Consider the following 17250-nt stretch of genomic DNA (forward strand, 5'->3'; position numbering starts at 1 on the left):
AGACCCTCTCTAACGCGCGCCCCCACCCCCCCCCCCCCCCCCCCCCCCCCCCCCCCCCCTCCCCCACCCCCCCCCCCCCCCCCCCCCCCCCCCCCCCCCCCCCCCCCCCCCCCCCCCCCCCCCCCCCCCCCCCCCCCCCCCCCCCCACGGCCGTGCCGCCGGCCTCTGCCGACCGGGCTCGCGACGGCCGTACCGCTGCCGTGCGGCCGGGGCGGTACGGGCAGAAGGGCGGCACCGGCCTCCGCCCGTACCGCCCTCCGCCCGCACAGGGCGACACCGGCCGAGGGCCCAGGGCCTCGGCCGCCGCTCCCGCTCAGCCGTTCGCGCCGCTGCTCGCCAGCGCGCCCGACAGCTCTTCCGCGACCTCCTGGAGGATCGGCACGATCCGCTCGGTCGCCGCCTCCGTCACCCGCCCCGCCGGTCCCGAGATGGAGATCGCGGCCCCGGTGGGGGAGCCCGGCACACGGACCGCGAGGCACCGCACCCCGATCTCCTGCTCGTTGTCGTCCACCGCGTAGCCAGCGGCGCGCACCTGCTCCAGGGCGTCGAGGAAGCCCTCCGGCGTGGTGATGGTCTTCTCCGTCGCGGCCGGCATACCGGTCCGGGCCAGGAGGGCGCGGACCTCGTCGGCCGGGGTGTGGGCCAGCAGCGCCTTGCCCACACCGGTGGAGTGGGGGAGCACCCGGCGGCCCACCTCGGTGAACATCCGCATGGAGTGCTTGGACGGCACCTGGGCCACGTAGACGATCTCGTCCCCGTCGAGCAGGGCCATGTTGGCGGTCTCGCCGGTCTCCTCCACCAGGCGCTGGAGGTAGGGGCGGGCCCAGGTGCCGAGCAGCCGGGAGGCGGACTCGCCGAGCCGGATCAGGCGGGGGCCGAGCGCGTAGCGGCGGTTGGGCTGCTGGCGGACGTAACCGCAGACGACCAGGGTGCGCATCAGCCGGTGGATGGTGGGCAGGGGCAGGCCGCTGCTCGCGGACAGCTCGCTCAACCCGACCTCGCCCCCGGCGTCGGCCATCCGCTCCAGGAGGTCGAAGGCGCGCTCCAGGGACTGCACCCCGCCGCTGGAACCGGAGGGCTTGGAGTCGGCTGTGCTGGCGTGGGACGGCGGCACGTCAACGGTCCTTTCGAAGCGGAAGGCAAGGCTGCAGCCTACCGGGCGGCGTCCGATCGGCCCACCGTCGCCCACTCGGCGTCGGTGCCGGTCAGGGGCGGTTTTGTCCCGGTGTCCGCGGCCGTCGGCGGCGGTCCGGCGTCACCGCTTCCGGCACATGCTACGTTCCGCCCTGCGAAACATGACTTCTTCTTCGTGGAAACCTCCCAGTCGGACGTCCTGGCGTCCGCCCGCCCCCGGTGGTGGCGACGGGGTCTTGACGGGGCTCCCCGCCGCGTGAAGACTCGCCGCAGCTTCAACAGTTCGTTGAATTCCTGGAGTGAGGAGCACGGGTGCCCGGTCCGGACGTGAACCTGATACTGCGCTCGACGCGCGTCGTCACCCCCGAGGGCACCCGCCCGGCGGCGGTCGCGGTCGCGGGCGGCGCCATCGACGCGGTCCTGCCCCACGACGCCGCGACGCCGGCGGGGGCCCGCCTGGAGGACTTCGGCGACGACGTCCTGCTGCCCGGCCTGGTCGACACCCACGTCCATGTGAACGACCCCGGCCGCACCGCGTGGGAAGGCTTCTCCACCGCCACCCGCGCGGCCGCCGCTGGAGGCATCACCACCCTGCTCGACATGCCCCTGAACTCGCTGCCCCCGACCACCACCGTCGAGCACCTGCGCGTCAAGCGGCGGGTCGCGGCCCCGCAGGTGCACGTCGACACGGGCTTCTGGGGCGGCGCGATCCCGTCCAACACCAAGGATCTGCGCCCCCTGCACGAGGCCGGGGTCTTCGGTTTCAAGTGCTTCCTGTCGCCCTCGGGCGTCGAGGAGTTCCCGGAGCTGGACCAGGAGCGGTTGGCCCGCTCCCTGGCGGAGATCACCGGTTTCGGCGGACTGCTCATCGTGCACGCCGAGGACCCGCACCACCTCGCCGAGGCCCCCCGGCGCCCCGGCCCCGCCTACGCCGACTTCCTCGCCTCCCGTCCGCGCGACGCGGAGAACAGCGCGATCGAGAGCCTGATCGCGCACGCCGAGCGGCTCGACGCGCGGGTCCACGTCCTGCACCTGTCCTCCAGCGACGCCCTGCCGCTGATCGCCGCCGCCAAGCGCAGGGGCGTCCGCGTCACCGTCGAGTCCTGCCCGCACTTCCTCACCCTCACCGCCGAGGAAGTCCCCGACGGGGCGACCGAGTTCAAGTGCTGCCCGCCCATCCGCGAGGCCGCCAACCAGGACGCCCTGTGGGCCGGGCTCGCCGACGGCACCATCGACGCGATCGTCTCCGACCACTCGCCCTGCACCACCGACCTGAAGACCCCGGACTTCGCCTCAGCCTGGGGCGGCATCTCCTCCCTCCAGCTCGGCCTGCCCGTCGTCTGGACCGAGGCCCGCAGGCGCGGCCACTCGCTGGACGACGTGGCCCGCTGGATGTCGACCGCCCCCGCGGCGCTGGCCGGTCTGGCGGGCAAGGGGGCCATCGAGGCCGGACGCGACGCCGACTTCGCGGTCCTCGACCCCGAGGCGACCTTCACCGTCGACCCCGCCGAGCTGTTCCACCGCAACCAGGTCACCGCCTACGCGGGGAAGACCCTGCACGGCGTGGTCCGCTCCAGTTGGCTGCGCGGGGTCCGCATCGCGGCGGACGGCGTCTGCGCCGAACCCGTCGGCCGCCTGTTGGAGAGGCCCGAACGCCCCTGACCGGGCGGTCGCCGGGGGTCTGCCCGGTCGGTCCGGTCGCGTACGGGTGTGCCACCCTGGTCGGGAAGGGGCGGGCGGCCTGCGGGCCGGGCCCGCGCCTGTCTCCCGTACCGACCAGGAGCACCCCATGATCTTCATCGCCGTCAGGTTCACCGCCCGCGCCGAGGAGCGCGACAACTGGCTCCCCGCGCTGGCGGACTTCACCGCCGCCACCCGCGCCGAGCCCGGCAACGTCTTCTTCGACTGGTCCACCAGCGTGGACGACCCGAACCGGTTCGTGCTGCTGGAGGCCTTCGCCGACGCGGCGGCCGGGGAGGCGCACGTGAACTCCGACCACTTCACGGCGGCGATCGAGACGATGTCGGAGATGGTGGCCGAGGTCCCCGAGATCATCAACGTCGAGGTGGAGGGCGAGGGCTGGTCCCGGATGGCGGAGGTCGCCCCGCGCGACCGCTGACCGCGAGCCGCCCCCGGCGGGGCGCTCGGACCCCCTTCGCGGGCTCCCCGAGCCCCCGCACAGGACTCGCCCGACGCTCAGAACTCCTCGTGGGACTCCGGGTCGCCGCCGAACCGCCGCTGCCGCCCGTACGCCATCGTCGTCAACTCCTGGGCCGTCAGCTCGAACCCGAACAGGTCGAGGTTCTCGCGCCGGCGCGCCGGGTCCGCCGACTTCGGGAGCGGCACCGCGCCGAGCTGGGTGTGCCAGCGCAGCACGACCTGGGCGGGGCTCACCCCGTGGTCCTCGGCGATCGCCACGGTGGAGGGGTCCTCCAGCACCTCCCGGCCGCGGGCGAGCGGGCTCCAGCTCTCCGCGCGGACGCCCTTCGCGGTGAGCGCGGCCCGCAGCTCCTCCTGCGGGAGCAGCGGGTGCATCTCGATCTGGTCGACCGAGGGCAGCACGCCCGTCTCCCGTTCCAGTCGCTCCAGGTGCCCGGCGGTGAAGTTGGAGACGCCGATGGAGCGGACCAGGCCCTCCTCGCGGAGCCTGATCATCGCCCGCCACGTCTCCACGTACCGGTCGAGGCGCGGAAGCGGCCAGTGGATCAGGTAGAGGTCGACGTACGCGAGGCCGAGGCGGGCCCGCGACTCCTCGAACGAGGCGAGCGTCGCCTCGTACCCCTGGTGCCGGCCGGGGACCTTCGTGGTGACCAGCACCTCCTCGCGCGGGACGCCGCTGCGGGCGATGCCCCGGCCGACGCCGGCCTCGTTGCCGTAGTTCACCGCCGTGTCCACGAGCCGGTAGCCGGTCTCCAGGGCCCCCGCGACGGCCTCCTCGGCCTGGGCGTCGTCCAGCGGGTAGGTGCCGAACCCCACCGCCGGGAGCTCGGTTCCGTCGTTGAGCACGTACACCGGTGTGCCGGACATGGCCGTGTCCTTCCCGTCGCCGCCCCGTCCCGGCCAGCGTAGGGGCGCGGGCGGGACGGGGCAGCTCGGCGGACGGCCGGGGCCGGTCAGGCCGCGTGGCCCCCGTCCACCACGACCTCCGTGCCGGTGATGAAGGCCGCGTCCGCGCTCGCCAGGTACGCGACGAGGGAGGCGACCTCCTGCGCCGTGCCGAACCGGCCCAGCGCGGTCGCGGCGCGCTGGCCCTCGGCGTACGGCCCGTCGGCCGGGTTGAGATCGGTGTCGACCGGACCCGGCTGGACCAGGTTCACCGTGATGCCGCGCGGCCCCAGCTCGCGGGCGAGCGGCTTGGTCAGCCCGGCCAGGGCGGACTTGCTCATCGTGTAGAGCGTGGCGCCCTGCCCGCCCGTGTACCGGCTCAGGGCGGTGCCGACGGAGACGATGCGGCCGCCGTCGGCCATCCGGTCCGCGGCCGCCCGGCAGGCGAGGAACACCGCCCGCACGTTCACGGCCAGCACCCGGTCCACCTCCGACGGGGTGAGCGCGGAGATCGGGCCCAGGAGGCCGATGCCCGCGTTGTTGACCAGGACGTCGAGCCGGCCGAGCGCGTCCGCCGCCCGGTGCACGGCGTCGGCGGCCGCCTCGGCGTCGGCCGCGTCGCAGCGCAGGGCGGCGGCCCGGCGGCCGAGCCCCTCGATCTCCGCCACGACCGCGCGGGCCGCCGCCTCGTCGCGGACGTAGGTGACGGCGACGTCCGCGCCCTCACGGGCGAGCCGCAGCGCGACGGCGGCGCCGATGCCCCGACTGCCTCCGGTGACCAGGGCGGCCCGGTGGGAAGGGCTTACGGGGGTGATGCTGGACATGACGGGTTCCTCTTCCTCGCGGCTGGTGATCGCCGTCGCTTCGGCGGCGATCACCAGCAAACGCGGCCGGCGGCCTCCGCACCGGCGGGAATCGGACGCCCACCGCCGGCCCGCTCCACGCCCCGCGGCATCGCGATCCCCGCCTACCGGACCGGCGCGATTCGGCCACCTCCGGCCCCGGCGGGCGGCCCCGGCCCCGGCGGCCCCGGAGCGCCCCGGCCTCAGCCGGCCGGCAGCAGCGCCGGGTCCGTCGCGGCCGCCCGCAACCGGCCCAGGATGGAGCGCGCGGCCTTGTCGTAGCCGAGCGCGTTGTTCTGGAGCACCGACTCGGCGTTGGCCAGCTCCAGCAGGGCGATCACCTCGAACGCCAGTTGGCACACATCGGTCTCCGGAGCCAGCTCCCCGGCCGCCCTGGCCTCCTCGATCGTCTGCTCCACGAAGGTGACCCACCCCGTCTGCGCGGACGCCAGCGCGTCGTGCACCTTGCCGCTGCGGGCGTCGAACTCGGCGGTGGCGGCGTAGAAGAAGCAGCCGCCCCGGAACACCCGGCCGCGGGAGTAGGCGATCCACGCCTCGCAGAGCCGCCAGACCCGCCCGAGCCCCGGCGGCACCGACCGGGCGGGGCGCAGCACATGGTCGACGTAGACGGCCACCGCGGCCCGCACGGTGGCCAGTTGCAGTTCCTCCTTCGAGCCGAACAGGGCGAACACCCCGCTCTTGCTCAGCCGCAGCTCCGTCGCCAACCGCCCCAGCGACAGCCCCTCCAGACCCTCGACCGAGGCGATCTGCACCGCCCGCCCCAGCACGGTCTGCCGGGTCTGGTTCCCCCGCTCGACCCGCCCGTCCGCCCTCACCAACACCATGTGACCACTCCGCGCCTCAGAGTTATCGAGGCGTCAGTCTAGGGAGCGGCGGGGCGGTCGGCGGACCCGCCGCCGCCCGGTCGGCCGGCCGCACGCCCCTGACCACGGGCGATGCCCCGCGACGATCCGAGTGCTGAGACAGGTGTTCCCTTCTGCGCCGCCCGGCGCGTAGCGTGATCGTTCCGCGTGCGAGCCGGTGAGGTCTCCCACCATGTCCGGGGAGATCCAGGAGAACCAGGTGTCCACTGCCGCCGTGCCCGCCCTCGCCGCCCCGCGCCGGGCCTGGACCACCGACCTGCCCGTCCTCGCGGTCGCCGTCGTCTGGGGCGCGAGCTATCTCGCGGCCAAGGGCATCACCACCGCCCACACCGTCATCGCCGTCCTGGTCCTGCGTTTCGCGGTCGTGCTGCCGGTGCTCGTGGCGGTCGGGTGGCGCAGGCTGCGGGCGCTCACCCTCCCGCAGTGGCGGGGCGCCGGGGTGCTGGGCCTGGTGCTGAGCGGCATCTTCCTGCTGGAGACCTACGGGGTGGTGCACACCTCGGCCACCAACGCCGGGCTGATCATCAGCCTGACCATGGTCTTCACGCCGCTCGCCGAAGCGGCGGCGACCCGCGTCCGCCCGCCGGCCGGTTTCGTCGCCGCGGCCGGGCTCTCCGTCGCGGGGGTGGCCCTGCTGACCTGGGGCGGCGGGTTCACCAGTCCCTCGGGCGGCGACCTGCTGATGCTGTGCGCGGCCCTCGCGCGGACCGTCCACGTCCTGGCGATGGCCCGGATCAGGGCGATCCGCGACGCCGACCCGCTCTCCCTGACCACCGTCCAGCTCGGCTGCGCGGTGGCCGTCTTCGCCGTCCTCGCCGCGGCGCCGGGCACCGGCGCGTCGCCGTGGGCCGCGGCGGCGGACTTCGGCGCGCGGGAGTGGGCGGGCCTGGTCTTCCTCTCGGTGTTCTGCACGCTGTTCGCGTTCTTCGTGCAGATGTGGTCGGTGCGCCGCACCTCGCCGTCCCGCGTCAGCCTCCTGCTCGGCACCGAACCGCTGTGGGCCGCCGCCGTCGGCATCAGCCTCGGCGGGGAACGGCTCGGCGCCGTCGGCGCGGTCGGCGCGGTCCTCGTCCTGGCGGGCACCGCCTGGGGCCGCCGCGGCGCGGACCGGGAGCGCGCCCCGGCCGCGCCCTGAGCCCGGCCGCGGCGTTCAGCCGCCCGGGATCTCGGCCAGCGCGACCGGGCGGCGCTCGCGGCGGGAGGTCGCGCACGCCTCGGCGATCCGCAGGGCCTGCAGGGCCTCCCGCCCGTCGCACGGGTTGGCCAGCTCGCCGCGCACCACGCGCAGGAAGGCGTCCAGCTCCGCCTCGTACGCCGGGGCGAACCGCTCCAGGAAGCCCGGCCAGGGCTTCACCGGGGCGCCGGGGGCTCCCGGCTCGACCGAGGTGAGCGGGGTGCGGTCGTCCAGGCCCACGGCGATCTGGTCCCGCTCGCCCGCCAGCTCCAGCCGCACGTCGTACCCGGCGCCGTTGCACCGGGTCGCGGTGGCGGTGGCGAGCGTCCCGTCGTCCAGGGTGAGCAGGGCGGCGGCCGTGTCCACGTCGCCCGCCGCCCGGAACACCGCGGGCCCGGCGTCCGAGCCGGCGGCGTACACCTCGGACACCTCGCGGCCCGTGACCCAGCGCAGGACGTCGAAGTCGTGGACCAGGCAGTCGCGGTACAGCCCGCCGGAGAGCGGGAGGTAGGCGGCGGGCGGCGGGGCGGGGTCGGAGGTGACGGCCCGCACGGTGTGCAGCCGCCCGAGCCGGCCCGCCCGTACGGCCTCCCTCGCCGCCCGGTACCCGGCGTCGAAGCGGCGCATGAAACCGAGCTGCAGCACGCTGCCCGCCGCCTCGGCCTCCGCCAGCGCGGCCAGCGTGCCGGGCAGGTCGAGGGCGATGGGCTTCTCGCAGAACACGGGAAGCCCCGCACGGGCGGCCCGCGCGATGTGGCCGGCGTGGGCCGCGGTCGCCGAGCAGATCACCACGGCGTCGGGCCGGCCGCCGCCCCCGCCCCCGAACAGCGCGTCCACCGAGACGGCCGAGCCCCCCGTCCGCGCCGCCGCACAGGCGGCCCGCGCCGGGTCCGCGTCCGCCAGCAGCAGGGCGTCCACGGCGGGGTGGCGGCTCAGCGCCTGTGCGTGGAACGTGCCGATCCGTCCCGTACCGATCAGTCCGATGCGCATGGCCCCCAAGGTGGCTTCGGCCGGTCGTCCTGTCAAGGATTTGTCCTGACAAACGGCCCGCGTCGGCCCGGCCCACCGCACCGTGGCTTTGTCCGGACAAGCGAACTACGCTCGCCCCGTGACCGCACGAGGAGCCGATCAGCCGCTGCCGCTGAGCGTGGACCGCACCAGCCCCGTGCCGCTCCACGTGCAGGTGGCGCGGCAGTTGCAGGCCGCCGTCGAACAGGGCCGCCTGCCCCCCGGCTCCCTGCTGGGCAACGAGATCGACCTCGCGCACCGCCTCGGCGTGTCCCGCCCCACCGTCCGCCAGGCCGTCCAGTCGCTCGTCGACAAGGGGCTGATGGTGCGCCGCCGGGGCGTCGGCACCCAGGTCGTCCACAGCACCGTCCCCCGCCCGCCGGAGCTCGGCTCGCTCTACGACGACCTGGAGGCGGCCGGCCGCCGCCCCGCCACCCGCGTCCTGCGCAACACGACGGAACCGGCCGGCGCGGAGGTCGCCGCCGCGCTCGGCGTCGCGGAGGGCAGCGAGGTGCGCCTCGTCGAGCGGCTGCGCAGCGCCCACGGCGAACCGATCGCCCTCCTGCGCAACCACCTGCCGCCCGGCCTGCTCCCGCCGGCCACCGACGAGCTGGAGGCCACCGGGCTCTACCGGCTCCTGCGCGCCTCGGGCATCACCCTGCACAGCGCCCGCCAGTCCGTCGGCGCGTGCGCCGCCGACGAGCGCCGGGCACGGCTGCTGGAGGAGCCGGCGGGCGCCCCGCTGCTCACGATGGAGCGCACCACGTACGACGACACCGGCCGGGCGGTCGAGTTCGGCTCGCACCTCTACCGCGCCACCCGGTACGCCTTCGAGTTCCAGCTCCTCGTACGCCCCTGAGCCCCGCCCCCGGCCCCTGCCGGGCGGGAGCGGGCAGGGCTCGGGGATACTTGGGCAGCGGGGCCGGGACCGTACACTCCCCGACCCCGTCAAGCAGCACAGCGAGCAGCGGTAGAAGGGCACGGCGTCGTGGCAAGGGTTCGGACAGGGGTACGCGTCATGGGCGCCGTGCTGGCAGTGGTGCTCGGCGCCTCCCTCGCGGGATGCAGCAGCACCGGCGGCAAGCGTGCCGAGGAGCGCGCGGCCGCCGCGGCCGAGGGGCGCTCCGCGGTGGACACACCGCGCTGGACCTTCGCCATGGTCACCCACTCGGGCGACGGCGACACCTTCTGGGACATCGTCCAGAAGGGCGCCGAGCAGGCGGCCGTCAAGGACAACATCACCTTCCTCTACTCGCACGACGACGAGGCCCAGCAGCAGGCCCAGCTCGTCCAGACCGCGATCGACAAGAAGGTCGACGGGCTGATCGTCTCGCTGGCCAAGCCGGACGCGATGAAGGCCGTGGTCGCCAAGGCGGTCAAGGCGGGCATCCCCGTCGTCACCGTCAACTCCGGCTCCGCCGAGTCCAAGGAGTTCGGCGCGCTCGCCCACATCGGCCAGGACGAGTCGATCGCCGGCGAGGCCGTCGGGACCGAGCTGAACACCCGCGGCCGCAAGAAGGCCCTGTGCGTCCTGCACGAGCAGGGCAACGTCGGCCACGAGCAGCGCTGCGCCGGGGCGAAGAAGACGTTCGACGGCACGATGCAGAACCTCTACGTCGACGGCACCAACATGCCCGACGTCACGGCGTCCATCGAGGCCAAGCTCCAGTCCGACCGGGCCATCGACGCGGTCGTCACCCTCGGCGCCCCCTTCGCCGACGCCGCCGTCCAGGCCAAGCGGACCGCGGGCAGCAAGGCGGAGGTGGACACCTTCGACCTGAACGCCAAGGTCGCCACCGGCCTCCAGGACGGCAAGCTCGGCTTCGCCGTCGACCAGCAGCCCTACCTCCAGGGGTACGAGGCCGTCGACCTGCTCTGGCTGTACCGCTACAACCGCAACGCCCTCGGCGGCGGCCTGCCCGTCCTGACCGGACCGCAGGTCATCACCGCCGACGACGCCGACGCGCTGGCCGACTACACCAAGCGGGGCACGCGATGAGCGGCTCCACCACCGCCCCCCGGCAGACCGACGAGCGGCTGGTGCGGACCTCGCCGCTCCGCCGGCTGCTCGGCCGCCCCGAGCTGGGCTCCGTCGTCGGCGCGGCCGCCGTCTTCCTCTTCTTCGCGATCGTCGCCGACAGCTTCCTCCAGGCGTCCAGCTTCGGCACCGTGCTGTACGCCGCCTCCACCCTCGGCATCATGGCCGCACCGGTCGCGCTGCTGATGATCGGCGGGGAGTTCGACCTCTCCGCCGGGGTGCTGGTCACCAGCTCCGCGCTGGTCTCCTCGATGTTCAGTTACCAGATGACGGCCAACGTCTGGGTCGGCGTCCTGGTGTCGCTGCTGGTCACGCTCGCCATCGGCGCGTTCAACGGCTTCATGCTGACCCGCACCGAGCTGCCCAGCTTCATCATCACGCTCGGCACGTTCCTGATGCTGACCGGCCTCAACCTCGGCCTCACCAAACTGATCAGCGGCACCGTCTCCACCAAGGCCATCGGCGACATGGAGGGCTTCACGTCGGCCCGCGCCGTGTTCGCCTCGACGCTGACCCTCGGCGGCGTCGAGTTCAAGGTGACCATCCTGTGGTGGGCGGCGCTCGTCGCGGTCGCCACCTGGATCCTCCTGCGCACCCGCTTCGGCAACTGGATCTTCGCCGTCGGCGGCGAGGCCGACGCCGCCCGCGCGGTCGGCGTCCCGGTCTTCCGCACCAAGATCGGGCTCTACCTGGGCGTGGCCTTCGCCGCCTGGGTCTCCGGCCAGCACCTGCTGTTCAGCTACGACGTCGTCCAGTCCGGCGAGGGCGTCGGCAACGAGCTGACGTACATCATCGCCGCCGTCATCGGCGGCTGCCTGATCACCGGCGGTTACGGCTCCGCGATCGGCTCGGCGGTCGGCGCGGCCATCTTCGGCATGACCAGCAAGGGCATCGTCTACGCCGAGTGGAACCCGGACTGGTTCAAATTCTTCCTGGGAGCGATGCTGCTCCTGGCCACCCTGCTCAACGCGTGGGTGCGCAAGCGCGCGGAGGCGACGGCATGACGGCCACCCCTGAGCTGACGGCCACCCCTGAGCTTTCGAGCGGCCCGCTGGTCGAGCTGGCCGACGTCGCCAAGTACTACGGCAACATCAAGGCCCTGGAGCACGTCTCGCTGGAGGTGCACGCCGGGCAGATCACCTGCGTGCTCGGCGACAACGGCGCCGGGAAGTCCACCCTCATCAAGATCATCGCGGGGCTGCACCGGCACGACGCCGGGCGCTTCCTGATCGAGGGGGAGGAGACCTCCCTCGCCAACCCGCGCGAGGCCCTGGACCGGGGCATCGCCACCGTCTACCAGGACCTCGCCGTCGTCCCGCTGATGCCGGTCTGGCGGAACTTCTTCCTCGGCTCCGAGCCGACCACCGGCGCGGGTCCCTTCAAGCGCCTCGACGTGAGGCTGATGCGCGAGACGACCCGCGCCGAGCTGCTGCGCATGGGCATCGACCTGCGCGACGTCGACCAGCCCATCGGCACGCTCTCCGGCGGCGAGCGCCAGTGCGTGGCCATCGCCCGCGCCGTCTACTTCGGCGCCAAGGTCCTGGTCCTGGACGAGCCGACCGCGGCCCTCGGCGTCAAGCAGTCCGGCGTGGTCCTCAAGTACGTGGCGGCCGCCCGCGACGCCGGCCTCGGCGTGGTCCTCATCACGCACAACCCCCACCACGCCTACCTCGTCGGCGACCGGTTCGTCCTGCTCAAGCGCGGCACGATGTCCGGCAGCCACACGAAGGACGACGTCACGCTGGACGAGCTGACCAGGCAGATGGCGGGCGGCAGCGAGCTGGAGGAGCTGAGCCACGAGCTGGAGCGGGCCCCCGCGCCCACCCGCCTCGGCGGCCCCCAGGCCGGCGGCGGCGCCCCCTGACCCGGCGGCCCGCCCCGTCGCCGCCGACCCCGCCCACCGGCCCCACCGGTCCGGCAGTGGCAGAATCGAGCACGGCGGGCGCCGTCCGCCGCCGGACGCCGCAGCCGCCCGGCCCCCCGACCCCGCAGGGACGATGAGCACGTACCGCGACTTCGCCCACCGCGGCTCCGCCCGCGCCACCGTCCTCCGGACCGTCGGCACCAAGGAACGCCGCTCCCACCTCACCGCGCCCCGCGTCCCCACGGTCGGCATCGACATCGGCGGCACCAAGGTGATGGCGGGCGTCGTCGACGCCGACGGCAACATCCTGGAACAACTGCGCACCGAGACGCCCGACAAGTCCAAGAGCCCCAAGGTCGTCGAGGACACCATCGTCGAGCTGGTCCTGGACCTCTCCGACCGGCACGACGTGCACGCCGTCGGCATCGGCGCGGCCGGCTGGGTGGACGCCGACCGCTCCAAGGTCCTCTTCGCCCCGCATCTCGCCTGGCGCGACGAGCCCCTGCGCGACGCCATCGCCTCCCGCCTCGTCGTCCCCGTCATGGTCGACAACGACGCCAACACGGCGGCCTGGGCGGAATGGCGCTTCGGCGCGGGGCGCGGCGAGGACCACCTCGTCATGATCACCCTCGGCACGGGCATCGGCGGCGCGATCCTGGAGGACGGCCAGGTCAAGCGCGGCAAGTACGGGGTCGCGGGTGAGTTCGGCCATATGCAGGTCGTGCCCTCCGGCCACCGCTGCCCCTGCGGCAACCGGGGCTGCTGGGAGCAGTACAGCTCCGGCAACGCCCTGGTCCGCGAGGCCCGGGAGCTGGCCGCCGCCGACTCCCCCGTCGCGCACTACCTGCTGGACCGGGTGAAGGGCAGCATCCCCGACATCACCGGCCCGCTCATCACCGAACTGGCCCGCGAGGGCGACGCGATGTGCATCGAGCTGCTCCAGGACATCGGCCAGTGGCTCGGCGTCGGGATCGCCAACCTGGCCGCCGCGCTCGACCCGTCCTGCTTCGTCATCGGGGGCGGCGTCAGCGCGGCCGACGACCTCCTGATCGGCCCCGCCCGCGACGCCTTCAAACGCCACCTCACCGGCCGCGGCTACCGCCCCGAGGCCAGGATCGCGAAGGCGCAGCTCGGCCCGGAGGCCGGTATGGTCGGCGCTGCGGACCTGGCCCGGCTGGTCGCCCGACGCTTCCGCCGGGCCAACCGGCGCCGCGTCGAGCGGTACGAGCGCTACGCCCAGATCTACGACCAGGCGGCGAGCACCATCCGCAGCACGCGCTCCGCCCGGATCGCCGACTGAACCCCGCGCGCCGTCCCCCTCAGCACGCCATGACCGCAGCACCCTAGGGACCACCTGATCATGATCGCAGCCGAGCACCCCGTGGTGCCGCACCAGTCGCAGTCGCCGGGCGACGGCGAGGGCAAGCCGCCCGAGAGCCCCCGGCGGGTGTTCGGACGACGGTTCATCACCGCCACGATCATCGTGCTCCTGATCGGCATCCCGGCGGGCTACCTGCTCATCTCGGCGGGCCAGAGCCGCCGCTCGGGCAAGGACAAGGAGGCCGAGGCGGCGGCCCAGGGCCTCCGTGAGGGCTGGCCCTCCCGGATGCAGCGCCGCATCTTCGAGGTCCCGATCCCCGGCAACGCCGTCGGCGTCCAGTACTACGAGACCAACAACTGGAAGACCAGCCGGATGTACGCGAAGTTCCGTACGACCTCGGCCGGACTCGACCGCTTCCTGAGCGGCGTCGGCACCGGCCGCGCGGCCCTGGTGCCCGACCGGATCGACATCGGGGAACGGGACCTGAAGATCACCGGCTGGTCCTTCGCCCCGACCCAGGAGTGGGCCAGCGTCACCCACCGGAACGACAAACCGCGCCCCACCCAGAACATCACCGTCAACATGACCGACCCGGCCAGCCCCGTGGTCTACGTGGTGTCGGCGGCGACCCCCTGACCGGACGCCCACCCGGCGCGCGCCTCCCCGGCGGTCGGACCGTCCACGGCGGCCGCGTCGCCGCGGTCGTGGGGTCTCCCACGGCGGTCGGGCTTCCTGTGGCGGTCGGGTTTTCCTGGGCGGCGGGCCCTACCCGCCCAGCCTGGTTTCGTGCGACGGTCGGGGCCGCAACGGTGGTCGGGCCCTCCGCAGCGGTCGGGTCTTCCCAGGGGGCGGGCCCGCCAGAGGCCGTCGGGCCGTCCTCGGCCGACAGGCTCCCCTGACCGCCGGGTCCGCCGCAGTCGCCGGGTCCGCGCGGCCGTCGGGCCGTCCTCGGCCGACAGGCTCCCCTGACCGCCGAGTCCGCCGCAGCCGCCGGGTCGTCCCCGGCCGCCGGGCCCGCTACGGTCGTCGGGCCGGCAGCGGGCCCAACGCGGGCCACCGGGCGAGAAGGCGCTCCCGCAGATCCGCGGCCAGCCGGCTCAGACCGGTGAGCGGGCCGGGGTCCGCGGTCATGCGGGCGACGACGCCGAGCCGATGGACCAGCCGTTGCCGGGCGGTCGCCGTACCCCACGACCAGTCGTGGTCGGGGACGCGGGCGAGATGGTCGACGGCTCCCCGGTGGGCCCGCTCCACCAGGGCGTCGCCCCGGATCAGCCAGCCGGCGCACGCGTCGGCCAGGCTTCCGGTCGCCTCGGCGCCGGTCGCGTCCCGCCAGACTCTCCGGTAGGACGCCTCGGCCCGCGCCAGGAGCGCGTCGGGCGGCGCGGTGGCGCACCAGCAGGTGGGGAAGCCGATGCGCAGATAGGCGAGCTCCATGATCCCGTCGCCCAGCGACGCCTGCTCGAAGTCGACGAACCGGACTCCGCCCGCGGTGTGCAGGTCGTTGCCGGGGCAGGGGTCGCCGTGGAGCAGGCTGTGCCCCCCGGTCCGGGCCAGCCGGTCGACCAAGGCGTCGAGCTCGGAGGGCACACCGGTCGGGGCGGCGACGCCCAAGGTGCCGGCCAGCCGAAGGAAGGAGACCGCGTCGCCTCGGGTGGGGCCCTGCCACGCGGGCAGGCGGCCGACGTCCTCCGGGCGCGTGGCGGAGTGCAGGCGGGCCAGGGCCGCGGCGTGGTCGACGATCCAGTCGGCGGCCGGACGGCGGTGCTCCACATGCTCCAGCACCAGCACGCACATCCGCGGATCGGTGGCGAGGAGGCGGGGGACCAGGGGCGGATCGACCCGTGCGGCGAGCCGCAGCGCCTCCACCTCGCGGGCGTACCGGGCGGCGGCGTCCGTCCCGCCGACGATCTGCTTGAGGACCGCCGGGGTCCCGCCCAGATCCACCCGCCAGACGCGTGAGCGAGGGCTGCTGGTCAGCCGACGGGCCCGCGCGGGCGCGCCCAGCCGCGTGCGCAACCCGTCCCCGTACGGCAGCGGCGTCTCCATGGGCCGATCGTAGACCTCGGCCGTCTCGGCGGTCCGTACGGTCCGCGAGCCGATCGGGGCCGGGCGTACGCCGGGGCGGGCGGCCCGGAGGCCCCGCGACGGCCTGGGCGTCGTCGGACGCCCGGAGGCCGACCCAGGACGGCTCGCCGTGCCGCCCGCTGCCGCGGCCCGTCCGATCAGCGGCTGCCGTCCGGGCGGTGGACGCCGAGGTCGCCGTAGGACGACAGAACGGCCGCCAGGTCGCCGGGTCTGTGCCGCAGGGCGGTGTCCAGGAAGGCGAGCGTGGTCGCGGCGACGACGCGCGGGCTCTCGGTCCGGCCCAGGGAGCCGACGATCGAGGGCACGGGCGGCAGGTACAGGGGGCCGTCCATGAAGGTGAGGTGTGCGGAGCCGGGAAGGGGGAGCCGGTAGCTCGTCGCGGTGTTGTGCCGGAGGGCCTCGGTGAGGCGAGGCAGGTAGCGCGGGTCGGTCGCGGAGGTGAGGGCCTGGGTGAGTGCGAGCGTCGGCTGGTGGAGGGGCGGGGAGGCGGGGCCGTGGGGGTAGCCGTCCAGGTCGATGACGGCGTCGAACCGGCGGTCCCGCCGGGCTGCCTGGAGAGCGGCGGCCCCGCCCATGGAATGGCCGGCGACCGCGGCCCGACGGGTGTCCAGACGTGCTGTCAGCGGGCCGGTCTCCTCCTCCCCCCGGACCGGACGCTCCAGCCGGCTGAGGACGAAGCTGAGGTCGGCGGCCCGGACGGCCGTCCAGTCGGCCGCCAACGCGTCGTCCTTCCGCCGGTCGCCGGTGGAGGCGGTCCTGGTGTGCGCCGTTCGGCCGTCCGCGAGGACCACGGCGGCGGAGTCGTACGGGTGGTCGAGGGCGGCGACCAGGTAGCCGTGGCCGGCCAGTTCCTCCGCCCAGGCGGTGTTCTGGGTACGCACGCCGCCCGATCCGGGGGAGAAGAGCACGACCGGGAACCGTCCGCCCCCGCCGGCCACCGGGGCGTCGACGACCGCGTGGCTGCGGGCGCGCGGGACGCCGGCGACCAGGAATCCGGGCAGGCCGACCTGGCGGGCGAGGGCGGCGGAGACGGTGCGCGCCTCGTGCTCCGTGCGTCCGAGGTACCGGGCCCGCTGCGCGCCCGCGGGGCTCTTCCGCGCGGGATACCAGAGCTGGACCACGACCGTGCGCCGGTCGCGCGGATCGGCGGTGAACGTCTCGGGGCGGTGCGGGTCGGTCCACTGCACCACACGGGTGCCGACCGCGAAGCGGCCCGACGGCTCGGGGAAGACGGGCACGGGAAAGGCCCACGCGGCCACCGGGCCCGCGGATATCAAGGCGAGGCAGGCCGCCGACGCCGGCAGGGCCAGCCACCGCCGGGCCCGCCACGCCGGCCGGCCGGTACGGCGTCGCACCAGGGGGGAGAGGGCGAACGGCAACGCGGCGGCGGCGCCCGCCAGTACCGGCAGCATCTGCCAGCGGCTCCCCACCGCACTCAGCACGATCGCGGACAGCACGAGGACCGCCACCGCGGCGACCGTGGCCCGTGCGCGGACAGCGGGAGGAAGCCAGCGCGCCACCACCAGTGCGGCGGCGCCCAGGACGGCGAGGATTTCCGTAGGGGACACGTACAGTCCCGCGATGATCTCGGTCACCCGGCCATCCTCGGGGCCGGGCGCCCGGTGCCGCGTCCATCCCCGGTCGCGAGCGTGTACGACCGGGGTCGTACACGCGCACGCCCGGTGAGCGGCCGTTCTGCGACCGGGGGAGGGAGCGGCGATCATCCCGCGGTCGTACCCCGGCGGGGGGGGGGGGGGGGGGGGGGGGGGGGGGGAGGGGGGGGGAGGGGGGGGAGGAGGGGGGGGGGGAGGGGGGGGGGGGGGGGGGGGGGGGGGGGGGGGGGGGTGCGTGTGGG

At 74.9% G+C, this 17250-nt stretch carries 16 protein-coding genes; 9 read left to right on the forward strand and 7 right to left on the reverse strand.

The features are described 5' to 3' along the window. Positions 1–313: 313 nt before the first annotated feature. Positions 314–1114 (reverse strand): IclR family transcriptional regulator, encoded by an 801-nt coding sequence (locus ACZ6EJ_RS14745; RefSeq protein WP_469267333.1) that lies wholly within the window; start codon positions 1112–1114, stop codon positions 314–316. Between the two features lie 332 nt (positions 1115–1446). Here ACZ6EJ_RS14745 and allB point away from each other — a divergent pair, with 332 nt between their 5' ends. Together allB and ACZ6EJ_RS14755 are read left to right on the forward strand one after the other, a co-directional pair. After that, positions 1447–2796 carry an allantoinase AllB gene (gene allB / locus ACZ6EJ_RS14750; RefSeq protein WP_469267334.1) on the forward strand — a complete coding sequence of 450 codons (1350 nt, stop codon included), beginning with the start codon at positions 1447–1449 and terminating at the stop codon, positions 2794–2796. Positions 2797–2923: 127 nt separating this feature from the next. Continuing rightward, entirely contained in the window at positions 2924–3253 is a 330-nt protein-coding gene (locus tag ACZ6EJ_RS14755) for a putative quinol monooxygenase (RefSeq protein WP_469267336.1), read from the forward strand. A 77-nt stretch (positions 3254–3330) separates the two neighbouring features. On the opposite strand, the gene ACZ6EJ_RS14760 is transcribed toward ACZ6EJ_RS14755, so the two are convergent. The 3 genes from ACZ6EJ_RS14760 to ACZ6EJ_RS14770 form a co-directional block, all read right to left on the reverse strand. Beyond that, a complete protein-coding gene (locus tag ACZ6EJ_RS14760) occupies positions 3331–4161 on the reverse strand; it encodes an aldo/keto reductase (RefSeq protein ID WP_469267337.1) in 831 nt (276 codons plus the stop codon). 86 nt (positions 4162–4247) lie between these two features. Further along, positions 4248–5003: an SDR family NAD(P)-dependent oxidoreductase gene (locus ACZ6EJ_RS14765; protein WP_469267339.1), complete on the reverse strand. Its 756-nt coding sequence runs from the start codon at positions 5001–5003 to the stop codon at positions 4248–4250. Positions 5004–5224: 221 nt separating this feature from the next. Beyond that, positions 5225–5866 (reverse strand): TetR/AcrR family transcriptional regulator, encoded by a 642-nt coding sequence (locus ACZ6EJ_RS14770; protein ID WP_469267341.1) that lies wholly within the window; start codon positions 5864–5866, stop codon positions 5225–5227. 211 nt (positions 5867–6077) lie between these two features. On the opposite strand from ACZ6EJ_RS14770, the gene ACZ6EJ_RS14775 reads away from it, so the two are divergent. Then, positions 6078–7040, forward strand: coding sequence for a DMT family transporter (locus ACZ6EJ_RS14775; RefSeq protein ID WP_469267343.1), 963 nt, complete (start codon positions 6078–6080; stop codon positions 7038–7040). Between the two features lie 15 nt (positions 7041–7055). On the opposite strand, the gene ACZ6EJ_RS14780 is transcribed toward ACZ6EJ_RS14775, so the two are convergent. Next, positions 7056–8069 carry a Gfo/Idh/MocA family protein gene (locus tag ACZ6EJ_RS14780; RefSeq protein ID WP_469267344.1) on the reverse strand — a complete coding sequence of 338 codons (1014 nt, stop codon included), beginning with the start codon at positions 8067–8069 and terminating at the stop codon, positions 7056–7058. Between the two features lie 118 nt (positions 8070–8187). On the opposite strand from ACZ6EJ_RS14780, the gene ACZ6EJ_RS14785 reads away from it, so the two are divergent. The 6 genes from ACZ6EJ_RS14785 to ACZ6EJ_RS14810 all read left to right on the forward strand — a co-directional run bounded on the left by ACZ6EJ_RS14785 (position 8188) and on the right by ACZ6EJ_RS14810 (position 13946). After that, positions 8188–8946 (forward strand): GntR family transcriptional regulator, encoded by a 759-nt coding sequence (locus tag ACZ6EJ_RS14785; RefSeq protein WP_469267346.1) that lies wholly within the window; start codon positions 8188–8190, stop codon positions 8944–8946. 129 nt (positions 8947–9075) lie between these two features. Next, positions 9076–10086 (forward strand): sugar ABC transporter substrate-binding protein, encoded by a 1011-nt coding sequence (locus ACZ6EJ_RS14790; RefSeq protein ID WP_469267347.1) that lies wholly within the window; start codon positions 9076–9078, stop codon positions 10084–10086. Next, positions 10083–11129, forward strand: coding sequence for an ABC transporter permease (locus ACZ6EJ_RS14795; RefSeq protein WP_469267349.1), 1047 nt, complete (start codon positions 10083–10085; stop codon positions 11127–11129). Before ACZ6EJ_RS14790 ends, ACZ6EJ_RS14795 begins: the two co-directional genes overlap by 4 nt. After that, positions 11126–11989, forward strand: coding sequence for an ATP-binding cassette domain-containing protein (locus tag ACZ6EJ_RS14800; protein ID WP_469267351.1), 864 nt, complete (start codon positions 11126–11128; stop codon positions 11987–11989). Before ACZ6EJ_RS14795 ends, ACZ6EJ_RS14800 begins: the two co-directional genes overlap by 4 nt. Before the next feature lie 133 nt (positions 11990–12122). Continuing rightward, positions 12123–13289 carry an ROK family glucokinase gene (locus tag ACZ6EJ_RS14805; protein ID WP_469267353.1) on the forward strand — a complete coding sequence of 389 codons (1167 nt, stop codon included), beginning with the start codon at positions 12123–12125 and terminating at the stop codon, positions 13287–13289. Positions 13290–13349: 60 nt separating this feature from the next. Next, positions 13350–13946, forward strand: a complete 597-nt coding sequence (locus ACZ6EJ_RS14810; RefSeq protein ID WP_469267355.1) for a hypothetical protein — start codon at positions 13350–13352, stop codon at positions 13944–13946. A gap of 381 nt (positions 13947–14327) precedes the next feature. On the opposite strand, the gene ACZ6EJ_RS14815 is transcribed toward ACZ6EJ_RS14810, so the two are convergent. Beyond that, a complete protein-coding gene (locus tag ACZ6EJ_RS14815) occupies positions 14328–15356 on the reverse strand; it encodes a phosphotransferase (RefSeq protein WP_469267356.1) in 1029 nt (342 codons plus the stop codon). 176 nt (positions 15357–15532) lie between these two features. Next, entirely contained in the window at positions 15533–16990 is a 1458-nt protein-coding gene (locus ACZ6EJ_RS14820; protein WP_469267357.1) for an alpha/beta hydrolase family protein, read from the reverse strand. Positions 16991–17250 lie beyond the last annotated feature (260 nt).

The organism is Streptomyces sp. NPDC041970 (genome assembly GCF_055588985.1).

Coding starts and splice junctions, on each gene's coding strand:
- ACZ6EJ_RS14780 (WP_469267344.1), bottom strand. CDS start 8,069: ATGCGCATCGGACTGATCGGTACGGGACGGATCGGCACGTTCCACGCA.
- ACZ6EJ_RS14805 (WP_469267353.1), top strand. CDS start 12,123: ATGAGCACGTACCGCGACTTCGCCCACCGCGGCTCCGCCCGCGCCACC.
- ACZ6EJ_RS14815 (WP_469267356.1), bottom strand. CDS start 15,356: ATGGAGACGCCGCTGCCGTACGGGGACGGGTTGCGCACGCGGCTGGGC.
- ACZ6EJ_RS14800 (WP_469267351.1), top strand. CDS start 11,126: ATGACGGCCACCCCTGAGCTGACGGCCACCCCTGAGCTTTCGAGCGGC.
- ACZ6EJ_RS14770 (WP_469267341.1), bottom strand. CDS start 5,866: ATGGTGTTGGTGAGGGCGGACGGGCGGGTCGAGCGGGGGAACCAGACC.
- ACZ6EJ_RS14765 (WP_469267339.1), bottom strand. CDS start 5,003: ATGTCCAGCATCACCCCCGTAAGCCCTTCCCACCGGGCCGCCCTGGTC.
- ACZ6EJ_RS14760 (WP_469267337.1), bottom strand. CDS start 4,161: ATGTCCGGCACACCGGTGTACGTGCTCAACGACGGAACCGAGCTCCCG.
- ACZ6EJ_RS14755 (WP_469267336.1), top strand. CDS start 2,924: ATGATCTTCATCGCCGTCAGGTTCACCGCCCGCGCCGAGGAGCGCGAC.
- ACZ6EJ_RS14775 (WP_469267343.1), top strand. CDS start 6,078: ATGTCCGGGGAGATCCAGGAGAACCAGGTGTCCACTGCCGCCGTGCCC.
- ACZ6EJ_RS14810 (WP_469267355.1), top strand. CDS start 13,350: ATGATCGCAGCCGAGCACCCCGTGGTGCCGCACCAGTCGCAGTCGCCG.
- ACZ6EJ_RS14795 (WP_469267349.1), top strand. CDS start 10,083: ATGAGCGGCTCCACCACCGCCCCCCGGCAGACCGACGAGCGGCTGGTG.